Here is a 20,529-nt window from a genome sequence, read left to right on the forward strand (position 1 = left end):
GAATTAGCTACTACCATTGTAAGTGATTGCTTTGGGCTTTTTAATTTCTGTTCGGATTAATTATAGAATTTGCCAAAATAATAATTTTGAGAGAATTCGTGAATTTGCTGTGAATGTAAGCGCTTATCTGATATAATACTCCATACTGATGGTTGGACCAGAACGCTGACCATCGGCTTCTTCATTTATATTTCCCTAGCTTTATTCAGGATGAATTGCCTGAATTATCCTGAATATTACCGAAAAGCTATCACATATGTGATGGCTTTTTTATTTAAAATGTAAAACTTATAATAGCCGGTGACAAACTGTCACCGGCAAGTTATAATTTAAGTGAACCTAAGTGTAAGGAGACTGACGAGATGCCTAAACCAACTTTTTTTCATCTACCAGCCGCTAAAAGACGGTTGGTACAAGACCAGTTACTGCGGGCTTTTTGTCAACAACCATTGGCGACCGTTCGGGTTTCGGCATTATTCAAAGAGACTGATTTTTCACGAACGTCATTTTATAAATACTTTGAGAGTGTAGAAGATGCGCGCAGCTTTGTGCTACATGAGACACTTGTCGGCATCCATCATCAACTTCTAATTGCCATTCGAGATCAACAGAATGATTTATTTGCGGGACTAACGGATTTTTTAGGCATGCTGGGTCGGCAAGATCGGCGTAGTGATGGCTGGCAGAAAATTATTTTTTTGACGCGTAGTGATAATAATATTATTTATCGTCAAATCAAATTATCTGCAGATATGCCATATGCGGATCAATGGTTAGCGTTACTAGCAGTAAATCAGTTTAGAATTACTGATCCACAAGAGGCATTGAGCTTTCAATATTTTATTATGGATTTAGTCATTAATGCGTTGACTGTAGCAGTGGCTAATGACTGGAATGCAGACCAGTTAGTAGCAGATTTTGCGTATAAATGTGACTGGATCAAACACGGGGTATTGAGTCGCGAGTGACAGTTGTAGACCTGCTAGACGTTTAACAACTTGTGATTTAACCACTAAAGTAAGCGCTTTATACTGTGTGACTTTGATTAATTTCGTAATGCGGACAAAACAATAGATTTAATAATCATATTGATTATAATGGGCCTTAAAGGGTTATATATTAGGCGATATATATGAATAGGTTAGACGGGGGAGTCAAGTGTATGAAAAAGCAAAGACAACAATTTTATCGTGAGCAGCCAATGGGTTATCGACACTGGCTGTACACAGGACTAACGACTTTATTATTAACTAGTCCCTTATTGGTTATGTCGGCGAATGCCGATGCAACTGATTCAGCCACTACGGCCACAGATGGTACGGCTAAAGCGACAGCGACCACGACCACTGAACAACAATCAACTTCAAAAAGTGTGACACTTAAATCATCAGGTACGCAAGCCGATCAAGCGGAAACTGCTAGTTCTGGAAATGAACAAACATCGTCGGATTCAGGATCTACCGGTACTGGTTCGACAAGCGGGACTACTGAAGTTGACAAAAACGACGCTGCGACCGATAAAGAAACGACAAATACTGGTGCTAATAATAATCAAACGACTGATGAACAAGTCGTCACTGATTCAAACGATAGCACGGTAACTAATAATCAAAACACAGGTACAGCAAAGTCAGACGCTGACAATCAGTCGGTTACTCAGTCGACTGCTAAGCAAACAACTGACGATCAAACGGTCAATTCAAATTCGAAGTCAACAGACACAACTACGCAACCGCAAAAAGCCGCGCTTACTAGGGTAACCCCAGTGGCGGAAAACGAGATTACGACGACTGGAACGGTGAATGTTGATAATTCAGGGACTGGTACGAGCACCAGTACTGGTGATAATTCTGGCAGTCAAACAGGTTCGACAACAACAACGACCACCACGGTGCCTAAAATTGATTATGCAACTGCACCTGATTCGCAGGTTGTGACGTTTGCGGATGCTAATCTAGCAGCTGTGGTGAGAAGGGAACTGAAAGTTGCTGCTGATCAACCAATAACATTGGGCGATATTCGACATGGTGGTTTTGGTCCAAATCCAATTAATATCGTTGATGAAACAAACATCATTACATCGTTAGCCGGAATTGAAGCACTTCAAGAGTTACCAAGCAAGAATAAAGTCCGAGTTATAATTAATATTGCTGCGGGTTACCTAAATGATGATGGCCAGCTGATTAGCAATAATTTTGATTTGACGCCTTTAAGTAAATTACAGCTGAGTACTTTATCATTAACAACGCCGTATTTAAGTGTTGTTGATTTAACACCACTTAACCAGTTAGACGTTAGTGCATTACAAACAGTTGAATTAGTAGGCGTGGGCGCACGAAATCGTTATGGGATGACTAATCAGCAGTTAGCTGGTATTGCTGATTGGCTGACCGAGTATCTAAATTATGATTATCGGGATGTTCACGGTAAGAAATACGGACGAACATTGTCACTTCAAAGCAATAATTTGACTGACTTATCAGTTTTGAAAAATGCCAATCCTGAACGGTATAATATGATTAATGTTTGGCAACAGTTCTACGTTAGCTCGGATACACTTAATGCGGTCGCGGGCGCACCGGTTCAGATTTTAGCCAATCAACAGATTGGGATGCAGGGCGAACAGCTTTATACGACTAATTTATATTCCTTTGGCTCATCATTGACCAGTACTAAGCCAGTTAGCCTCGCAACCAATTTAGGTGATGGCCAATATCAAATTGATGGGCTGACAACAGCGGATGGTTGGGTTACTTACGGGCCAAAGAGTTATGCGGATCATAACATTTATTATGACCCCAGTGGTGCATCTGACACGACGCAATTACTTTTCTCACTAGTTGTTGCAAATCAAATTAATTGGACCGACCCTACCATTAAAGTTAACTACATTGACAAAACGACTGGTGAAACCATCAAAGCCACTGAAACTCTAGGTGCCAATCAAATAGTGGGTGACACAGTTGACCTGTCTGATAAAACCATCTTGGCTGGGTATGACTATATTGGTACCGATGCGGATTCACTCAACTTAACGTACACGGCTAATCCGCAAACAGTTAATTTATATTTCACGAAGCAACAAATTGCAGCGGGTGCCGTTAAGGTACAGTATGTCGATACGGAAGGCAATATTTTGGCAACCGGGACGGCAACCTATCCAAATGGCCAACAGGTTGGTGAACAATATACAACCCAAACGAAGGCCATTGATGGTTACAGTTTTGACCATGTTGATAGTAACGGTTTGGCCGCAACCGGGACGTTGACGGCTGACGGTGGTACTGTCACTTATGTTTACACGAAAAATGTTGCTGAAACGGGCCAAGCGAAGGTCGTTTACATGGATGATACGACTGGCAAAACATTAGCGACCGAAGTCTTGACTGGCGATGTTGGTACGACTAGTGATTATCAAACTGCTGCGACGATTAAAACGTACACTGATCGTGGTTACGAATTAGTGATGGATGAATATCCAAGTAACGGCGTCATATTTGATACGAACACGCCGACATATCTTGTCCACCTAAAACACCAAATAAGTACGGTAACGGATAGTAAGACTGTCACCGAAACCATTCATTATGTTTATGCAGATGGTAAAACGGCGGCAACTGACTATCAAGCACAATTAGCCTTCAAACGGACCGGTAGTCGTGATTTAGTAACTTGGATAACGACTTGGGGGGACTGGACTGCTGACAAAACTAGTTTCGATGCGCAAACATCACCACTTATTGCTGGTTATCAGGCGGATCAGGCAACGGTCAAGGCAGTTAATGCTGTCACAGCCGACAGTCAAGATATAGACGTGACAGTGACTTATACAGCAAAGTCAACGACGCCAGATACGACGAAACCGGTCACACTGACAGCACCGGATACAATCAAACCTGATGCAGTTGTCAAAAAGGTGCAGGCTGACCCATCATTTGAGGTTGAAACTTGGAATAGTGAGATTATGATTGCGCCTGATAAAAAGCATGGTAATACCGATGCTAAAACGACGCGACTTGTTATCAGCAAAATTGACCCACAGCCAGCCATGGTTAACAAAGGTGAAGGGCCTAAATCATTATCGCAACAAGCAGCTAAAGACACTAACCAGCTGCCAAAAACGGCTGAAAAGTCAACTAGTACACTAGTTGCAATGGCCGGAAGTCTTTTCTTAGCTTTACTAGGTATCGGCGGTTATCGTCACAAACAATAACGTGTCACTTAATTAGTGTGTCTTTGATGTCATATCAAGGACACGCTTTTATTTTGCTTTAGATTGGCATCAAGCTAAATCGTTGAGCCACCATTGTGTACGTGCTAAGATAGTTGCAAATAACAATAATATGTTGATTCTGATTTAAAATGAGAATAAAGAAAGTGGGCGTGCTAAATGCCAACAATTCAGCTTAGTGATACGATGCTTGCATTATTAGCTCGGAAACAATTGTTAGACAAAACGCTGATCTTACTAGCAGACGATGGTGGTGGCAAGTATTCATTACACGGTGGGGCTTGTTCGATTGGTACTAAATTTACGTTGATTGTGCTTGATCAGCCGGACCCAGCATATTCAGTCAAGTTGACTAATCCATACGGTGTTCACTTATGGACTTCGACGTACGATTTAATGTTTTTTAACGACGGGATTACGATGGACTATCAAAATGGCCGCATTGCCATTAAAGATAATGCGCATGTCTTAGATCACGGGGTTCAGATTGCTAATGGCGCCGATGTTTTAGCAGCATTTAAAGCAGGCGTGACCATCGATGGCACCAGTTGCTAACCAAAAACGCTCAGCACTAGACTTAAAGTGCTGAGCGTTTTCTTCTATACTATATCGCTGGATTTGATGACTGTTGATAGTTTTGCCACAACCAATCTAGTAGTTTGGCTAGGACAACGGCGATCAAAATGCCAATGCCATTATTGAAGATTCGTAAGGCCGCCGCAGGGAAATTACCAAACAACACGCGAGCAATCGAAAGGGCACCGAAGCAATTTAAAACGCTGGCCCAAAAGTAGCTTGGAGTTAAGCCTAAGATAAAGCCGGCCAGTGGTGCTAATAGGAAGTAGCCCGTTGCTGGGATAAGTTGCAAGAGTATGGTGAATAACAATGAGCCGACGACAACGCCACTAAAACGTAACATCGCCCGGCCACGAACTAAATTGGTTTGTGGGAGTAAAATTGACATGCAAGCAAAGCCTAACCACATTGCGCGGCCGTTGCCTAGCCATTGTCCCAAGCTTAGTGCAATGGCAACGCCTAAGGCTAACCGAAATTGCCAGCGAAATGTCTTATCATGCCAACCGCGGATTTTTAAAACCCACCATAGTTTAATATCGGTATCTTTAGTGCGATGATGGCGCCAAAGTGCCCAACCACAAATCGCAAAAGCCATTAAATATGCCCAGCCACGATTGACGACGGCACTACCAGTAACTGGCATGCCGGTCACTAAGACATAGCCAAAGGTATAAACACCGCCATTGCCTAAAATCGGTGTGTCGCTGGTTAAGCGTAAAATAAGTAATAAACTGCTAAAGTTAACCACCAAAGCAAACAGTGGTGGCAAGAGTGGCAATAACCAGCTATCAAGCCAAGTTAACCCTAAAATACCAAATAATGCGCCTAGACTGGCTTGAACGTTATAGCCATAGCCGACAAAGCGCAAGCTCAGTAGCATACAAAAAGTCGCGACCCCGACATAGCCACTGGCTTGACCGAATAAATAAGAAAAGCTGGCAATATATAAAATCGCAAAACTTAACAGTGCAGTATCTCTTAATAGTAAGACGCCAATCAAGTGCCATTTAGACCGCCCAGTGGTTGCCGTAATTTTTTGACGCAAGACGCCGGGACTAAGTTGCATTAATGCGTAGGTTGACATAATATTCCCCCTCCAGATAAACGAGAAGCAGTATACCAAACCTGGCTTTTGACTGTCAATCTAAACTAGTATTGAAGGACGTTTAATCAAATCATGCCATTTATGATTAAATTTTTGATGAGCTTTCTATGAGTCTAGCTGTTGTAGAGACGGATTCTCAGACTTGGTTCGACAAAAGTGACTCATCCTGGGTCGTAACCGATACGATAAGTCAATTGTGGTATTCATCGAGTCCTCATGTAAGGATCATGGTTTATTGGTATGCTAAGACACAATAATGACGTGTTAGGGGCGTTTTAGTAATGGAAAAACCACGATTTGATCCAACCAGTTTAGCAGCAGCTAGTTTTTTAGACATTTATGATAGTGAAGATTACTTGCTTCAAAACAAACAACTGTCACATGAACGATGCGACCATCAGGAGTTGACCCATCCCATCATTGATCAATCACGCGTACAACACGTGGCGTTCAATGACAGTCAGCTCGAACGATTGGAGCTCTCTGATACTCGGCTAGAAAATTGTGATTTTTCTAATTGTCAGTTACAACAGGCCAGTATTTTTCGCACTGTACTGAAAGACTGTAACTTGTTAGGGGTTAACTTTGATCAGTCGGCGTTCAATCAAGTGAGCTTTGAAAACTGTCGCCTAGATTTAGCTAGTTTCAACCAAATTCGCACGAAACAAGTTGAATTTCACAATTGCTCGTTGCAAGGGGCTAATCTGATGGACATTCGGACATTTAAGGCCAAATTCGTAACTAGCAATTTAAATCAAGTCAACTTTGCGGGGACAAATTTACGGCAACTTGATTTGCGAACCTGTACGTTTGAAACCTTGGAGCTAACGCCAGCTTTAGTAAAAGGACTCCGAGTCAATGAAGCGCAAGCCGCATGGTTAGCCGCCTATGTCTTAGGGGTGAAGGTTACCTTGTAATGCAATTGGTTAAGTTAAGTTAACTTTTTATCTTGGAATCGACTTGACATTTGGCGCTGAAAGCTTTTTACTAATATAAGTATCATATTTTTATTTAACTCACAAATTAATTTTTAACCTAACCATAAATTTAATAGTACTGGAGCAGATTAATCAATGACATGGTCACATTGGCAAATTGCACCTTTTTTTACAAGTGTTTTCTTTGTTTTGGGTGTCTTGGCGCTATACTGGTTATCGTTCAATGGCTTATCTTTCTGGGTTAAATCACGGCACCTCCATATTTCGGAAGACACCTTAAATGCGTGGTATGGTGTGATTTACATGCTAGTCTTTGTGTTTGCGATTCAAAGTTTGGTCGTCGGTGGAAACTACTCTTGGCAGTTTATGAACTTTCAATTGATTGCCATCATCTTCTGTGCTTATTTTCTGCACATTCAGATTCCTTATTACTTCTTTTTCCCGATTGTCCTGATTTACATGGCTTTTGATCGCTCATTAGGCTACTGGCAGTCCTGGGGACATGCGTTAACCTTAGCGTTATTTTTCTGGTTATTGAATGTTGTCCGGGTGAAGTACCATAATCAAAGAAAAGCACCATTTATGTATTTACTAGTCGCATTGCCCTTTGGGGGATTACTGTGGTTCTGGATGAAGTTGAAATTCAACTTTGATTGGCAGACTTTTGCGCAAGAATGGGCCTATTTAACAATTTTTGAAGCATTATTATATGCATATGTAACAATGTTATCCCAAGACAGTGAAGCTAAATTACAGCTGGCAAAGTTTGCGAGCCATGACGCTTTAACGCAAACTGAAAATTTTGCGGCTTATACAGGAGCTGTTAAAGAACTCTTTATGACGAGTAGTAAGAAGCAACAACCGTTGTCGATGATGATGTTTGATATCGATCACTTTAAGCAGTTCAATGATACTTATGGTCATTTAGCTGGTGATCGCGTTTTGCAACAAGTCGCCATGGTTGTCCAAACCGTTCTAAACGCGAATGATCCTAAAGTGACGCTTTATCGAACCGGTGGTGAGGAATTTAACATCTTGTTTCCAGGTTATACCGTTGCGGATACGCAGACAATCGTGACCCAAATCTTTTCGGCCATTAATCACTATGGGATTCAATTTGGTGAACATCGACTGGCGATTTCGGTCTCGGTAGGGGTTTCGGCGATGACCCGCAATGATACGTCACCGGCTGATTTTTACAATCGTGTTGATCAGAATTTGTATACCTCTAAACGCAATGGTCGAATGCGCATCACCATTGACTAAAATGCGGTGGTAACCAAATTTTCTGTTAAAAATAAAACGCTAGTTTTTATCAGCGTTATACAATAAAATTGACCATCCTGGTTTTAGAAAAGATGGCCTTTTTTATTGGCAAAAATTTATAGTTATTAGTTGGTTAATGCGCTTAATGATTATTTCAAACGCCATCAACCCTAGCATAATTATTTTTATATTGTTAATTACTTTTTTAGTAAAGCGAGTATAATGTTTGAATAGGCAATTTTTTGCTCAATTTGAGTAGACTTACAAGCTTATATGACTGTTTTAGGCGATTAAGATTGTAAACTAGCCATCAATTAAAACTGAATAAAGGAGACGCTGAGCTGGCAAAACAGCCAGTGTCAAATAACGATGATGAAAAGATTGATTAATTTTGTGCTTATGACCATTTTTGTTGTCTGTTGGTTACCACTAATCAGTCAAGCAGCCACACAACCATTTCCAGATGCATCAGTTGGTAATTACGCTTTTGGCGTTGGTTCATATTACAATGCCTTTGCAGCCGGTAAGCTAACGATCAATAGTAGCCCAATTGACACTTTGGAAGGTCGGTTTGCGGCTAATCAGATTGTTGAATCTACGGCAGGCGTTTATAACGATGGGAAGGTTTGGAATAAAATCACTAGTCTATCACCAGTCTATGTTGCAAATGAAGTGCCCTATGATAATTCGGATAGCACGTTAGCCGCGCAAGGACAGAACTTATTTGATGTTTTTAACCAGCAAGATAAGTTACCAGATGCTGATCAAGTGGTGATTAATAATCTACGTCATCAAGCTGATGATGTTTGGACAACTAGTGAAAAAGCAACTAACGCGGTATTGATCAAGCATTTGGCGGCTGCAAATGTCGGTGATGTGACGTATTTTAAAGATAATGCGGCTTCGATGATCGCGGATTATGAGCAACAGACGGGTAAAACGATTACCTTAGACCCAACAAAAGTCGATGCTAGTGATTACTTCAAGGCGGCCGCTGCACAGATTAAAAGTATTTCTGACTATTATGCCAGCTATAATGTCGACAATGACGTCATCAAAAATGACGAAGTTGACGCTGTTACGGTCAAACAGTCACTTAGTGGCACGGATCCAGAAGTGACCGTGGCTTTAGCCGATAAGTATCAAGATACTTTTTCAACGACACCCCCAATTGTCTTTCTAAAGTTGTCGGGGCAACCTAGAAATGTCACGATTCATGTGACTAACATGGATACGACAACTTCGGAAAATGTGGCTTCCAGCGAAACCACGTATGCGACATATAAGTATGCACCATATATTTTTGTTAATTGGACTGGTGTCACAGGCAGCAATATGCCGTTTACTTGGGGTAGTGCGTACACCTTTACCGTAAAAGATACTGCCGGTAAGGAAATAACCAATAGTCAAAACGATGATGTGGAAAATTCGGATGGAACCAAAGCCACGATAAACCAGCTACTTTCTAGCCATATTTTAAATAATTTTCCCAATGCGGTCACGACTAACGGGGCCTATTTGTCGGCTGATGAAGGTAGTGGCGATAATTTATTTACGGGTACGATTATGGCACCGAATGCGAGCCTACAAGTCTCAAATTACGGGAGTAGTCAATATTTCTATGGCAGTGTTATTTCTGGCAAAGATGTTTTGATTGAAAACAATATGTTACCAGCCCGAGTGATTGCCAGTAGTTTTGACGTCCAGCATATCTCAACGGATAATATCAGTGACCTGGATCCGGCCCAGCAAATTCCTAAGTTATCAAAACTAACACTATCTCAAGGTGATTCTGACAGTAATGAGCAGTCAGTTAGTGGGGGGAGCACGAGTGATTATGCCGGCCAACATTCAGCTGGCGCCGTTCACTTATCAGCGACGATCAGTCCGAAAAAGACGGATTATCAAGTCTTTTATCAGCTCAATGATGGTGATTGGACCGCGGTGACGCCTGCCGATAAGGACTTAACAGCTAGTACCAATACCTTTGATTTAGGCTCATTATTGAAACTTACTGGTGCTAACACAACAAAACTAACGGCGACAGGTAAGACGGTCACGCAAGCGGCTGATTTTGACCCAACGACAGTGACGACTGCTGACCAAACGATTTCTTCGGTACTGGCACGTAAGAATCAGTTAAAAATCGTTGTGACCCCAACAACGACTGATGATGGGACTACCATGACAAGTAAGAACTTACCGGATCATCTTAGTGATTATGCGGTGACCACCGTCAATATTGCTGAAAATGGCACGGTTGCGGCAACGATTCCAACGGTAACCGCTGATCAAACGGTCACGTTGACAAATGATTGGCAAGTACCACTCAGTCTGACACTGGGGATGGCTAATTTAACGACAACTTTAAGTGATGGGGCTTTGCCATTAACAACGGCTGACAGTTTACATTATGCTGCCACGATTGCGGGTACGACCACTAATGGCACCGTTAATAGTACGGCTGAGACGATTTTACCGGCAACTAGTCCGCCAACGATTAGTCAAACGTTGGCATTTAAAATGACGATTGACCCGGATAGTTTGCCAGCAACTATGAAAAAGGGGCAAAAGTACGGCGTCCCATTGAATTGGCAGTTAAACTACGGCTTAACTGCCGGTAGTTAATGATAATTTTGGAGGAGAATCGTAATGAAATTTAAAACTTTAGTATTAGGTATGACTACTTTAGCGATGACTAGCATGTTAGGTGGCATTTTAACGGCGCAAGCCGATGATGATGTCCTTGGTGGTAATTCAGTTGGTGAATTTAGTGTTGCAGCTGGGAATTTAACCATTGATGCGGTACCAACTTTTGCTTTTGCAAGTACGGATGTCAAAACATTGACCAATGGGACAACGTTGAATTACGACGGTTCGACCTTAAAAGCCGCCGGCAAGACATCAACTGGGACAGACTTAACGGTTAGTGACTATCGTGGTGCTAATAATGCCGCTTGGACATTAACCTCAACGATCAGCAACTTTACCAATGGGTCTGATACGATTGCCGGGACGATCACTTACACGACAAGTGGTACGGCTAGTGGGACGATCAATGCTGCCGGTGGCACCGTTTGGAATGACTCAGATGCTAAAACCGGTGGGACTGGTAGTGCGACTGCAGGTACGGCTACGACGACGAGTTTAACGTTACCTGCAACGACAACGGCCGTTTCCGGGAATTACGATGCCGACATTACTTGGACACTCAATGCCACAGCGAGTGCGACTGATTAATGTTACGACGAAGCAGCATTAATTTATCTAGATTAGTTTGCTTGTTCAGTCTATTAGCGGGCCTTTTATGGCTGACCGTACCAGTACGAGCAGCGACTAATGGGGCTGGTTTTGCAGTTCAATTAGTTAAAAACTCGCGCCAAAGCACAGCGACCAGTAGTTATTTTGATTTACAAGTAAAACCTAATCAGACGGGCACGGTTCAAATGCGCGTGGTTAATTTAACTCAAAAAACAGTCCGGCTACAACTAAATGCCAATACTGGCTATACCACGAGTAATGGGGTTGAGGCTTATGACAAGGCAACTTTAGGTGAGTTGAGTACGGCTAAGTATCAATTGAAAACGATTTTTAAAGTGCCACACAAAATTACTTTAGCGCCAGCGGCTAGTAAACTGATCACCATACCGTATACGATGCCCGCTGATAGTTTTAACGGTATTTTAGAAGGGGCTTTTTACTTTTTGAACTTAGATAAAGGACCAGCACAAACCACTAATCAAAAAGGGTTCCAAATTCATAATCGGTATGCGCTAGCGTTAGGTGTTGTTTTGCGTGAGCATAAAACACCCAAGGTCAAACCGGACTTGGCACTAACCGGAATGACAACGGGTAGTGATCAACAGAGCAAATTCAGCCCGGCCATTGGGGTCAAACTAGCCAATACGCAAGCACAGTTATTGACGCATTTAAAAATCGACGGTCGCGTTTATGATGCAACCGGTCAGTTGCAGTTTAAAACCGTTCGAAAAGACTTAGGCATGGCGCCTAATTCGAACTTTACGTATTTGATCAATACTAAAAACCAGCGGTTAGCGGCGGGAAAATATCGGGTACGAGTCGTTGCAACAGCACACCAACAACGATGGGTCTTCACCCGTTACTTTACCGTGACGAAATCACAGGCTAACAAAGTGAATCAGCAAGTCCCTCGGGATTGGCATTGGCTCTGGTGGTTCCTAATCATCGTGGTCATTTTGCTCATCATTTTATTAATTTGGTTGGCTTATCGTTACGGTCAACGCAAAGGGCAACAACAATCTAAACAAAAGTAAGTCAGCTTTTTAAGTGAACTAATCGCATTCAGCCGGAACAGCATGTTCGGTTGAATGCTTTTTTGTTGCGCCGGCTGTTAGCTAGTTTTACTAGGCCAACTTTTATACCAGTGTTCGTAAGATTAGTGACCAAATAAATCTTTTAAATACCCTTGAACTAGTTGAATGCAGTATTGTACAGCCGAGACCAGTGTGGACTAATTAGCATTGGTCAAAAATTAGTGGCTAATTAAGAGGGTGAGCTAGATGCGGTCGAGATTATTAGCGGTCGGGTTAAGTTTACTAACCGTGTTAGTAACGTTAATCGTATTTGGTCTTAGTGGCAAAGCGGCAACCATTCCAGTTGCTGGTTTGAACGGGACCGATGCGATTGTAACCGACCGTAATGGCAATGTGATTAAAGATACGAGTACGTTAAGTCGATGGGAAGAATACGCGATAAATTATCATTGGGCAATTGAAGATGGCGAACCAGTTGCAGCAGGTGATACAGCAATTGTGACATTGCCTGATGGTGCCACTGCAATTCGTGATTTGAGTTTTAATTTAAAGGATGACAATGGCATGGTCATTGGCACTTTTACGATTAAAGAGGGTGCCAAAAGTGGGACAATAACATTCAATGATCGATTCAGTCATATCGGGACCAATCGTGATGGGACCCTTAATTTCTTTGTTGAAGGGACAACTAGTAGTGAAACTGGTAATTATGACTGGCTGATCAATAAGAATGGTTGGATCAGTGATTTCAACCAGCATGGACAGCCTACCACACTGACGTGGAATATCGCTTTTAATCCACAAGGTAAAGATTTAGGCCAAGTGACCGTCAATGACACATTGAGTGCCAAACAAGTTTTTATCCCAACTAGTGTACAGGCTAACACTGGACTGTATAATGAGGCCGGCAACTTTGTCAGTAGTGGTCAAATCAGTCCACAAGTGACCGTCAATGATCAAACGATAACGTTTCACTTTAGTGACGTGCATACAGCAGTTGATATGACTTATCAAACGACTTTAACTGATGTTAGCGAAGGAGCCAACTCTTGGCAGAATGCGGCCACTTTAAATGGGGTTACGGTTAGTGGCAATATTAGTTGGGGTGGCTCAGGAACTGGTAACGGCAATGAGTCCCCGCAAGAAACCGGGATCGTTCAACTGATTAAAACCGATGCCACAACCGGGACTAAATTAGCTGGGGCTGTCTATGAATTGCAAGATAGTCAGCAACAAGTGCTCCGAACGGGACTGAAAACGGATACTGATGGTGAATTAACAATTGGTGATCTCGAACCGGGTGAATACCAGTTGATTGAAACCCAGGCCCCGACTGGCTATGAGTTAAACACGCAACCAATTCCGTTTCGCGTCACGGATACAACCACAATTGTCCACGTTGCGCAAACAGATATCCCAAAGGTGGTACCACCAAAGTTGGGTCAAGTTATTCTTACTAAGGTGGCTACTAGTACCGATACTCGGCTAAGTGGTGCGATGTATGAATTACGTGATCATACTGGGGCGGTGGTCCAAACCAGATTGACGACTAACGCTAATGGTCAATTGACGGTGTCAGAATTAAAACCCGGAACTTACAGTTTTGTTGAAACTAAAGCCCCGATTGGTTATGAATTGAATACGACACCCGTGACTTTTACGATTACCACGGACCAAACCACTGCGGTAGCTGTAACTGCTGAAGATACGAAGATACCGACGACAAATCCAAGTGAACCAACGAATCCGGAAACACCAACGAATCCAGAGCAACCCGGTGAACCAACACTGCCTGAAACGCCAACTGAACCAAGTAAGCCTGGCGAGCCAACCAAGCCGACCACACCAGCACAACCGGGTGAACCGACCAAGCCGACGGCACCAACAGCACCAAATGAGCCGGAACATCCTGTTAAACCAGGCCAACCTAGCCAACCAATTAAGCCAATCGTACCTGGATTACCAGATCAGCCGCAGCAACCGAACCGGCCATTGATACCTGCACTACCAATTAAACCTGGTGAACCGGCGAGACCAGCTCAACCTGAACAGCCAACTAAACCTGACGGGCAAACAACAAACTCTAGTCAGACTGAAGCTGAGCATCCAGCAGGACAAACGGATTCATCAACAACAGCTGGGTCAACTGACACTACTGACAATCAGCCACTAACACCAGGACTACAGGCAAATACTGGGGTTACCGGTGTGACTAATGCAAATGGGTCGACTGATTTACCACAAACTGATGAACGGTCAACGGTAAACTGGCAGATGGTGATTAGTGTGATTGGTATTTGGGGTCTAATTATTGGCTATACTTGGTTCAAACATCGACACTAACCCTGAATGATTCGAACAACTGGGGTTACTTATGTCCCAACTATTGATACAATGTAACTTGTAATCGTGCGTTGAGATGAGGTGAACACTAGATGTTGCTAATAAATGGGTTAGATGTGTTATTAGCGTGGATCGTGGGCCGAAATGTGGTCTTACAATCCCAATTAGAATTAAAATCAAAGTATCGTTGGGGTCAACTTATCGTTGCTGGGCTGTTAGTCGCCTGGGGCGCTAGTGGTGGCCTCGCTGGTCTGAGTGATTTGTTATTTTGGTCGTTGTTTATGTTGATGAATATCATGATGGGCATTGGTGGGGTTACGGCGAATAAACTGGTTTTACCAGGTGCTTGGATTCGACGAACCGTCACGTTTAATCAGATTACCGGTATTCAAATTGCAGCGATTCCAGCAATTGATCAAAAGACCCGCGTTATCGTGAAGTTCATTTTAAACTCACGGCGTGAAATCAATATGGTTTTTAATGGGACTGTGACTGCCGTTAAAGATGGGTTACAATCACGAGTTGGTAACCAAGTTTCAATCGAAGTTTCTGAATTTAAATGACCGTCAGCACAAACAAACTATTCGTAGTTTGTTTGTGCTTTTTTGATATTGAAACAATGTTGTAGAGCCGAAAGACCTGAATGGCTCGTAAAAGTCATTCAGGTCTTTTTTTAAGCCTGTAAATTTTGTAATAGAAGGTTAGCCACCGCTTTAGCTGAAAACGGATTTTGGCCGGTGATCAGTTGGCCGTCTTGAACGGCGTATTCGCGATAAGCCCGGCGTTGCTGGAAATGGGCACCATGGGCTTCGGCGGCCGCTTGATTAAAGAATGGGACGACTGACTTTTTGCCGGCTAAGAGCTCCTCGGCTTTCGTAAACCCGGTGATCCGTCGATTGGCAATTAAATAGTGTCCATCAGCATCTTTAATATTCAACAAGCCCGCAATACCATGGCAAACTGAAGTGACATAACCATGATTGGCGTAGATGGCCGCTGCGATGGCTTGCAGGGGCTGGTTATCTGGAAAGTCCCACATGACCCCGTGACCACCGGCATAATAGATAGCGGCATAGTCAGTTGGATCGACTTGTTCCGGTGCTAATGAGCCGGTTAGCGCATGTTGCTGAAAAACGGGTGTTTCATAAAATGCCATGATTTCCGCATCGGTATATTTCATGCTGCGTGGGTCTAACGGGACAAAGCCACCTTTAGGACTGACATAGTCGATGTCATAGCCAGCTTGTTGCATGAGTTGGGCAAATTCGGTGGCTTCACCAAGCCATAGGCCAGTTGGGTCCGTGGTGGTGCCATAACGTGTTGTGTTGGTTAAAACGATTAAGATTTTTGATTGCATGTCATCAGCTCCGTAACGTGATCGAGTAGGGTCTTCAACTTATCAATGGCTTTTGTTTGATGGGTTAAATAGTAAAAGTTCTTGGTACCGATGCGCTGATAATCAACTAACTGCGCATCTTTTAAAATCTTTAAATGATGTGACACTGCCGGGCGCGACAGCTTAGTTACACTAATTAAATCCGTGACTTGTAGGCCGTTTTTGACCGCTGCTGGATCAAGTAAGGCGACAATGATCGCTTGGCGTTTGTGATCCCCAAGTGCCACTAAAAAGTCACTTGAAGCGGTAAATTCATGTTTAAGTTTGGTTAATGGTTCCAAATAAATCACCTGGTTGTTTATAATTTTAAACCATTAAATCATGAATATAAGTTACTGTCAACTGAATCATCACGGGATTTACTTTAAAACTCAATCGTTGACATTTTTAAACGATACCGGTATGCTACTAATCAATCGTTTAAAAATATGAACCACGAAAGAAGCTTGAAAATGACAACTAAAATGCGTGCCGCGGTCATTGACCGTTATCGACAACCGCAACCAACAATCCAATCGGTTGCACGACCCACAATGCAGCCCCATGATGTCTTAGTTAAAGTGATGGCAGCGAGTCTCAATCCGATTGACCATAAAACTAAAGATGGTGCGATGCGTTTACTGTTGCACTATCAATTCCCGTTAATCTTAGGTAGTGACTTTGCCGGTGAAATTGTTGCGGTTGGTTCAGCAGTGACGACGTTTCAGGTCGGTGATGCCGTTTATGGACGACCACGAAAAGATCGTATCGGGACGTTTGCTGAGTATCTTGCCATTGACGCCGATGACATTGCCTTAAAACCGAAAAATCTGAGTTATGTTGAAGCGGCTGCCATCCCGTTAGTTGGGTTGACTAGCTATCAGGCGTTACATGATTTAATGGACTTAAAGGCTGGTGATAAAGTCTTGATTCAAGCCGGTGCTGGTGGGATTGGCACGCTTGCCATTCAATTGGCGAAACAACTCGGTGCGGAAGTGGCGACCACGACCAGTGCATCACATGTCGAGTTGGTGCGGCAATTGGGTGCTGATCATATTATTGACTATCATCAAACTGACTTTTCGACTACTTTGCATGACTATGATGCCGTATTTGATACGCTGGGTGGCAAAAACTTAGCCCGGGCGTTTCAAATTCTCAAACCAGGTGGGCAAGTCGTTAGTATCGCTGGCCGACCAGATGCAACCTTTGCCCGTCAATATGGGCTACCAGGCTGGAAGGTGGGCTTATTTAAACTTGCGACTCGGCAGCTAACTAAATTGGCCCAACAGTATCAAAGTCAATATCAATTTTTGTTCATGTGGCCAAGCGGGACTGAACTAGCTAAATTAACAATGATGTTTGAACAAAATCGCCTACGAACAATTATTGATCGCACCTTTGCTTTCGAGCAGCTTGAACAAGCCATGGCCTATGCTGAACAAGGGCATGCAACTGGGAAAGTTGTGATTGAGATTGGCACTCAAGCGTCGATTTAAATAAAAGACCTACTTCGTTTTTTTAAACGAGGTAGGTCTTTTATTAGGTCAAATGTTGTTTTAAGGCAATATCATTCAAAATGTCTTGTAGTGTAATTTTAGCCATTTTGGCTTCAGCGGCTGCTTGAATTTCTGAATAGTAGGTGGTTAATAGCGGCGGCATCACAGCGCCGATTGGGCAGCTTTGCGATGTATGTTCATCGACGTTTAAGAGTGTTGGTTGACCAGGCAAGGTGTGGTAAATATCTTGTAAGGTAATCGTACTTGGTTCACGGGATAAAGCCAATTTGGTAGGCCCTTGAGTTGGTGCTAATAGCTGACTGCGTTTAAGATTCGCCATGATCTTACGGATGAGACTCGGTGACGTCTCAAGGCTGCTGGCGATTTCTTGGCTGGTGATTTTTTTGCCATCGAAATAGGCAATGTAGACGAGTACATGAATGGTATCACTGAATTGGGTATTAGCCATGACGAGACTCCTTTGTTTTAATTTTGTATCTTATTTTATAACAATTTTTAAATGAAGTCAGCTATAAAAGTCGATAAGATTAATTCATTGACTTTTAGTAAGCACTGATTTAATATTAAAAATGTACTTAAAACAAATACAAAATAATCAAAATTTATCGGAGGTCAACAATATGTCAGTCATTACAATTTTTGGACAAGGTAATATGGGTCAAGCTATTGGGGATGTCTTTAAACAAGGTGGCAACACCGTGAACTACTTAGGACATGGTGATCCGGTCGAAGCGTTAGGTGATATCGTTGTTTTAGCAGTACCTTACAATGCGGCGTTAGACATTGCAAAGCAAAATCAAGCCGCTTTAGCAGGTAAAATCGTGATTGATATTACCAATCCGTTAAACTTCGACACTTGGGATGCTTTAGTTGTCCCAGCTGACAGCTCAGCCGCCGCACAAATTGCGGCGCTATTACCAGCAGCTAAAGTGATCAAGGCGTTCAATACGACTTTTGCGGCCACACTACAAAGTCGCAAGGTTGGCGATCAACCAACGACCGTGATGGCTGCTGGTGACGATGATGACGCTAAGCAACAATTAGCCTCAGCTTTAACTGATAGTGGGGTTCAGTTTGTGGATGCTGGTTCATTGAAGCGGGCACGTGAAATGGAAAGCTTTGGTTTCTTACAAATGACCTTAGCGGCCAGTGAAAAGATTGGCTGGACCGGTGGCTTTGCAGTTGAAAAATAAAGCCGCGAAAAGCTAAAAATACCGTTTAGTATCTGAGTAGATACTGAACGGTATTTTTAGTTATTAAGTTAATTGTAAGCCAATTTCGGTACGACAAGTTTGCAAATCATGGGCGATTTGTTTTAAGCGTTGTCGTTTCAAGCGGGTTAACGGACCAGCTACACCAAGTGAGGCAATGACTTGACCATCTTTCATAATTGGGACCGCTAAACACCGGATACCAAAGCTACTTTCCTCGTCATCAAGTGAATAGCCTTGTTGCCGGGTGATCGCCAGATTTTGGGCCAAAGCTTGGTCATTTAACGTATATTTAGTTGCGGTGCTTTTAAGTTGTGTCACTAGGGCAGTTACTTTTGAACGTGGTAAATAAGCAACGATGGCTTTGCCGAGGGCACTTTCGTTGATGGGGGCTGCTGACCCAATCTTAGCGTATTCACTTAAGTCATCATCAAAACCAATCACCTGGGTAATGACGACATTCGGGCCATTTAAAATACCAATATAAGCCGTCACTTGATACTTCTTGGTGATTTGAGTGGTAATTGGGACTGCGACCCAATTTAAAACTGGTGGGTTAAATTGCGTTAATAATTGATTGTTAGTCGCAAGCGTGTAGGTTTGATGCGACTTTTTAACATAATGTAATTCAACTAAACTCGCTAATAACCGAAAAGCCGTGGTTTTATTGAGTGCCAAATCAAAGGCAACCTCATTGAGGGTCGCCGTTGTATGTTGTTGTAGATATTCTAAGATTTTAAAGCCTTTAGCTAAAGTCCCTGATAAATATTGTGTCATGCGTTGCGCCCCTTAGACTAACTGTTAGTAGTTATTATATTTCAAATAATGAAATTTTACGACAAGTTTTGTCTGTTGGCATAAGTAGCAGTTAACTAAAAGGGTAGTTAATAAAAACAAGGGGTGTTTAATTATGACGCAAACAGTTGTCATTACTGGTGGTGTTTCTGGTATGGGACTAAGTGCCACCAAATTATTTTTAGCTCACGGTTGGCAAGTTGTTATGGCCGACTACAACGCTGAACTAGGTGAAAAAGTGTTAAAAACACTGCAACAAGCAAACGCTAAAGTTAGTTTTGTTCAAACTGATGTGGCTAATGCTGATTCAGTCAACGCATTAAAAACAAGCGTTTTGAATAAGTTTGGTCGTATTGATAGTTTGATTAATAACGCGGGGATTTTTACTAGTGGGCGGTTAGATGAACTCGCTGAAACTGATTGGGACCGTATCATGGCAGTTGACGTGAAGTCGATCTTTTTGATGACGAAGGCATTTGTCCCGACGATGATGGCCCAAAAGTCAGGGACTATCGTGAATACCGCTTCGATTTCAGGGCTAATGGGTGACTACAATATGGCAGCTTACAGTGCAGCTAAAGGTGCCATTGCTAATCTTGTGAAGTCAATGGCCCTTGATTACGCGGCCTATCATATTCGCGTTAACAATGTTGCCCCAGGGCCAACCAATACGCCGATGTTTCAAGCCAATCCACAATCAGTCATTGATGAATTTGTTGCGGCTAGTCCGTTGAAAAAGTTAGTTGAACCCGACGACATTGCGAGAACGATGTACTTTTTGGCCAGTGCGGCTTCAGATCCGATTACAGGTCAAACGATACCGGTAACGGCTGGTTTCGGCTTGTATAGTGGTCAACCCGTACAATAGACTGAA

The 20,529-nt window shown here is 42.7% G+C and carries 18 protein-coding genes; 13 read left to right on the forward strand and 5 right to left on the reverse strand.

Annotation, left to right across the window (positions count from 1 at the left end; translation table 11 throughout):
• Window positions 1-362 precede the first annotated feature (362 nt).
• From FFM75_RS13040 to FFM75_RS13050, 3 genes are all read left to right on the forward strand, one after another.
• Complete coding sequence (locus FFM75_RS13040; RefSeq protein WP_137629604.1) at window positions 363-968, forward strand: TetR/AcrR family transcriptional regulator; 606 nt, start codon at window positions 363-365, stop codon at window positions 966-968.
• A gap of 194 nt (window positions 969-1,162) precedes the next feature.
• Window positions 1,163-4,213: a mucin-binding protein gene (locus FFM75_RS13045; protein WP_171001510.1), complete on the forward strand. Its 3,051-nt coding sequence runs from the start codon at window positions 1,163-1,165 to the stop codon at window positions 4,211-4,213.
• Between the two features lie 177 nt (window positions 4,214-4,390).
• The gene (locus tag FFM75_RS13050) at window positions 4,391-4,786 is read left to right on the forward strand and encodes an iron-sulfur cluster biosynthesis family protein (RefSeq protein ID WP_137629606.1); all 396 of its coding nucleotides are present in this window, start codon (window positions 4,391-4,393) and stop codon (window positions 4,784-4,786) included.
• Window positions 4,787-4,835: 49 nt separating this feature from the next.
• Here FFM75_RS13050 and FFM75_RS13055 read toward each other — a convergent pair whose 3' ends face one another.
• A complete protein-coding gene (locus FFM75_RS13055; protein WP_137629607.1) occupies window positions 4,836-5,891 on the reverse strand; it encodes an FUSC family protein in 1,056 nt (351 codons plus the stop codon).
• Window positions 5,892-6,193: 302 nt separating this feature from the next.
• On the opposite strand from FFM75_RS13055, the gene FFM75_RS13060 reads away from it, so the two are divergent.
• The 7 genes from FFM75_RS13060 (at window position 6,194) to FFM75_RS13090 (ending at window position 15,317) form a co-directional block, all read left to right on the forward strand.
• A complete protein-coding gene (locus tag FFM75_RS13060; protein ID WP_137629608.1) occupies window positions 6,194-6,829 on the forward strand; it encodes a pentapeptide repeat-containing protein in 636 nt (211 codons plus the stop codon).
• 156 nt (window positions 6,830-6,985) lie between these two features.
• Window positions 6,986-8,116 carry a GGDEF domain-containing protein gene (locus FFM75_RS13065; protein WP_137629609.1) on the forward strand — a complete coding sequence of 377 codons (1,131 nt, stop codon included), beginning with the start codon at window positions 6,986-6,988 and terminating at the stop codon, window positions 8,114-8,116.
• Window positions 8,117-8,515: 399 nt separating this feature from the next.
• The gene (locus FFM75_RS13070) at window positions 8,516-10,744 is read left to right on the forward strand and encodes a hypothetical protein (protein ID WP_137629610.1); all 2,229 of its coding nucleotides are present in this window, start codon (window positions 8,516-8,518) and stop codon (window positions 10,742-10,744) included.
• Window positions 10,745-10,768: 24 nt separating this feature from the next.
• Window positions 10,769-11,356 (forward strand): WxL domain-containing protein, encoded by a 588-nt coding sequence (locus FFM75_RS13075; RefSeq protein ID WP_137629611.1) that lies wholly within the window; start codon window positions 10,769-10,771, stop codon window positions 11,354-11,356.
• Window positions 11,357-11,397: 41 nt separating this feature from the next.
• Window positions 11,398-12,411 carry a WxLIP family cell surface protein gene (locus FFM75_RS13080; protein ID WP_171001511.1) on the forward strand — a complete coding sequence of 338 codons (1,014 nt, stop codon included), beginning with the start codon at window positions 11,398-11,400 and terminating at the stop codon, window positions 12,409-12,411.
• Window positions 12,412-12,657: 246 nt separating this feature from the next.
• Entirely contained in the window at window positions 12,658-14,754 is a 2,097-nt protein-coding gene (locus FFM75_RS13085) for a SpaA isopeptide-forming pilin-related protein (protein WP_137629613.1), read from the forward strand.
• Window positions 14,755-14,846: 92 nt separating this feature from the next.
• The gene (locus tag FFM75_RS13090) at window positions 14,847-15,317 is read left to right on the forward strand and encodes a hypothetical protein (protein ID WP_137629614.1); all 471 of its coding nucleotides are present in this window, start codon (window positions 14,847-14,849) and stop codon (window positions 15,315-15,317) included.
• A 110-nt stretch (window positions 15,318-15,427) separates the two neighbouring features.
• Here the strand turns inward: FFM75_RS13090 and FFM75_RS13095 are convergent, their stop codons facing one another.
• Entirely contained in the window at window positions 15,428-16,111 is a 684-nt protein-coding gene (locus tag FFM75_RS13095; RefSeq protein WP_137629615.1) for a type 1 glutamine amidotransferase domain-containing protein, read from the reverse strand.
• A complete protein-coding gene (locus FFM75_RS13100) occupies window positions 16,093-16,431 on the reverse strand; it encodes an ArsR/SmtB family transcription factor (protein WP_137629616.1) in 339 nt (112 codons plus the stop codon). The genes FFM75_RS13095 and FFM75_RS13100 overlap by 19 nt, the downstream gene beginning before the upstream one ends.
• Window positions 16,432-16,602: 171 nt before the next feature.
• On the opposite strand from FFM75_RS13100, the gene FFM75_RS13105 reads away from it, so the two are divergent.
• Complete coding sequence (locus FFM75_RS13105) at window positions 16,603-17,628, forward strand: NADP-dependent oxidoreductase (RefSeq protein WP_137629617.1); 1,026 nt, start codon at window positions 16,603-16,605, stop codon at window positions 17,626-17,628.
• A gap of 43 nt (window positions 17,629-17,671) precedes the next feature.
• Here the strand turns inward: FFM75_RS13105 and FFM75_RS13110 are convergent, their stop codons facing one another.
• A complete protein-coding gene (locus FFM75_RS13110; RefSeq protein WP_137629618.1) occupies window positions 17,672-18,097 on the reverse strand; it encodes an Rrf2 family transcriptional regulator in 426 nt (141 codons plus the stop codon).
• Window positions 18,098-18,269: 172 nt separating this feature from the next.
• On the opposite strand from FFM75_RS13110, the gene FFM75_RS13115 reads away from it, so the two are divergent.
• Window positions 18,270-18,842 (forward strand): NADPH-dependent F420 reductase, encoded by a 573-nt coding sequence (locus tag FFM75_RS13115; RefSeq protein WP_137629619.1) that lies wholly within the window; start codon window positions 18,270-18,272, stop codon window positions 18,840-18,842.
• A 63-nt stretch (window positions 18,843-18,905) separates the two neighbouring features.
• Here FFM75_RS13115 and FFM75_RS13120 read toward each other — a convergent pair whose 3' ends face one another.
• Window positions 18,906-19,637: an IclR family transcriptional regulator gene (locus FFM75_RS13120; RefSeq protein WP_137629620.1), complete on the reverse strand. Its 732-nt coding sequence runs from the start codon at window positions 19,635-19,637 to the stop codon at window positions 18,906-18,908.
• A 133-nt stretch (window positions 19,638-19,770) separates the two neighbouring features.
• On the opposite strand from FFM75_RS13120, the gene FFM75_RS13125 reads away from it, so the two are divergent.
• Window positions 19,771-20,523, forward strand: coding sequence for an SDR family NAD(P)-dependent oxidoreductase (locus FFM75_RS13125; RefSeq protein ID WP_137629621.1), 753 nt, complete (start codon window positions 19,771-19,773; stop codon window positions 20,521-20,523).
• The last annotated feature ends 6 nt before the right edge of the window (window positions 20,524-20,529 follow it).

The organism is Lactiplantibacillus daowaiensis (assembly GCF_005405085.1).
GTDB lineage: Bacteria > Bacillota > Bacilli > Lactobacillales > Lactobacillaceae > Lactiplantibacillus > Lactiplantibacillus daowaiensis.

What these genes read in the sequence shown, in the direction of transcription:
- FFM75_RS13065 (WP_137629609.1), top strand. Translation starts at nt 6,986, where the DNA reads ATGACATGGTCACATTGGCAAATTGCACCTTTTTTTACAAGTGTTTTC.
- FFM75_RS13090 (WP_137629614.1), top strand. Translation starts at nt 14,847, where the DNA reads ATGTTGCTAATAAATGGGTTAGATGTGTTATTAGCGTGGATCGTGGGC.
- FFM75_RS13055 (WP_137629607.1), bottom strand. Translation starts at nt 5,891, where the DNA reads ATGTCAACCTACGCATTAATGCAACTTAGTCCCGGCGTCTTGCGTCAA.
- FFM75_RS13120 (WP_137629620.1), bottom strand. Translation starts at nt 19,637, where the DNA reads ATGACACAATATTTATCAGGGACTTTAGCTAAAGGCTTTAAAATCTTA.
- FFM75_RS13070 (WP_137629610.1), top strand. Translation starts at nt 8,516, where the DNA reads ATGACCATTTTTGTTGTCTGTTGGTTACCACTAATCAGTCAAGCAGCC.
- FFM75_RS13075 (WP_137629611.1), top strand. Translation starts at nt 10,769, where the DNA reads ATGAAATTTAAAACTTTAGTATTAGGTATGACTACTTTAGCGATGACT.
- FFM75_RS13095 (WP_137629615.1), bottom strand. Translation starts at nt 16,111, where the DNA reads ATGCAATCAAAAATCTTAATCGTTTTAACCAACACAACACGTTATGGC.
- FFM75_RS13105 (WP_137629617.1), top strand. Translation starts at nt 16,603, where the DNA reads ATGACAACTAAAATGCGTGCCGCGGTCATTGACCGTTATCGACAACCG.
- FFM75_RS13045 (WP_171001510.1), top strand. Translation starts at nt 1,163, where the DNA reads ATGAAAAAGCAAAGACAACAATTTTATCGTGAGCAGCCAATGGGTTAT.
- FFM75_RS13060 (WP_137629608.1), top strand. Translation starts at nt 6,194, where the DNA reads ATGGAAAAACCACGATTTGATCCAACCAGTTTAGCAGCAGCTAGTTTT.
- FFM75_RS13040 (WP_137629604.1), top strand. Translation starts at nt 363, where the DNA reads ATGCCTAAACCAACTTTTTTTCATCTACCAGCCGCTAAAAGACGGTTG.
- FFM75_RS13050 (WP_137629606.1), top strand. Translation starts at nt 4,391, where the DNA reads ATGCCAACAATTCAGCTTAGTGATACGATGCTTGCATTATTAGCTCGG.
- FFM75_RS13110 (WP_137629618.1), bottom strand. Translation starts at nt 18,097, where the DNA reads ATGGCTAATACCCAATTCAGTGATACCATTCATGTACTCGTCTACATT.
- FFM75_RS13125 (WP_137629621.1), top strand. Translation starts at nt 19,771, where the DNA reads ATGACGCAAACAGTTGTCATTACTGGTGGTGTTTCTGGTATGGGACTA.
- FFM75_RS13115 (WP_137629619.1), top strand. Translation starts at nt 18,270, where the DNA reads ATGTCAGTCATTACAATTTTTGGACAAGGTAATATGGGTCAAGCTATT.
- FFM75_RS13085 (WP_137629613.1), top strand. Translation starts at nt 12,658, where the DNA reads ATGCGGTCGAGATTATTAGCGGTCGGGTTAAGTTTACTAACCGTGTTA.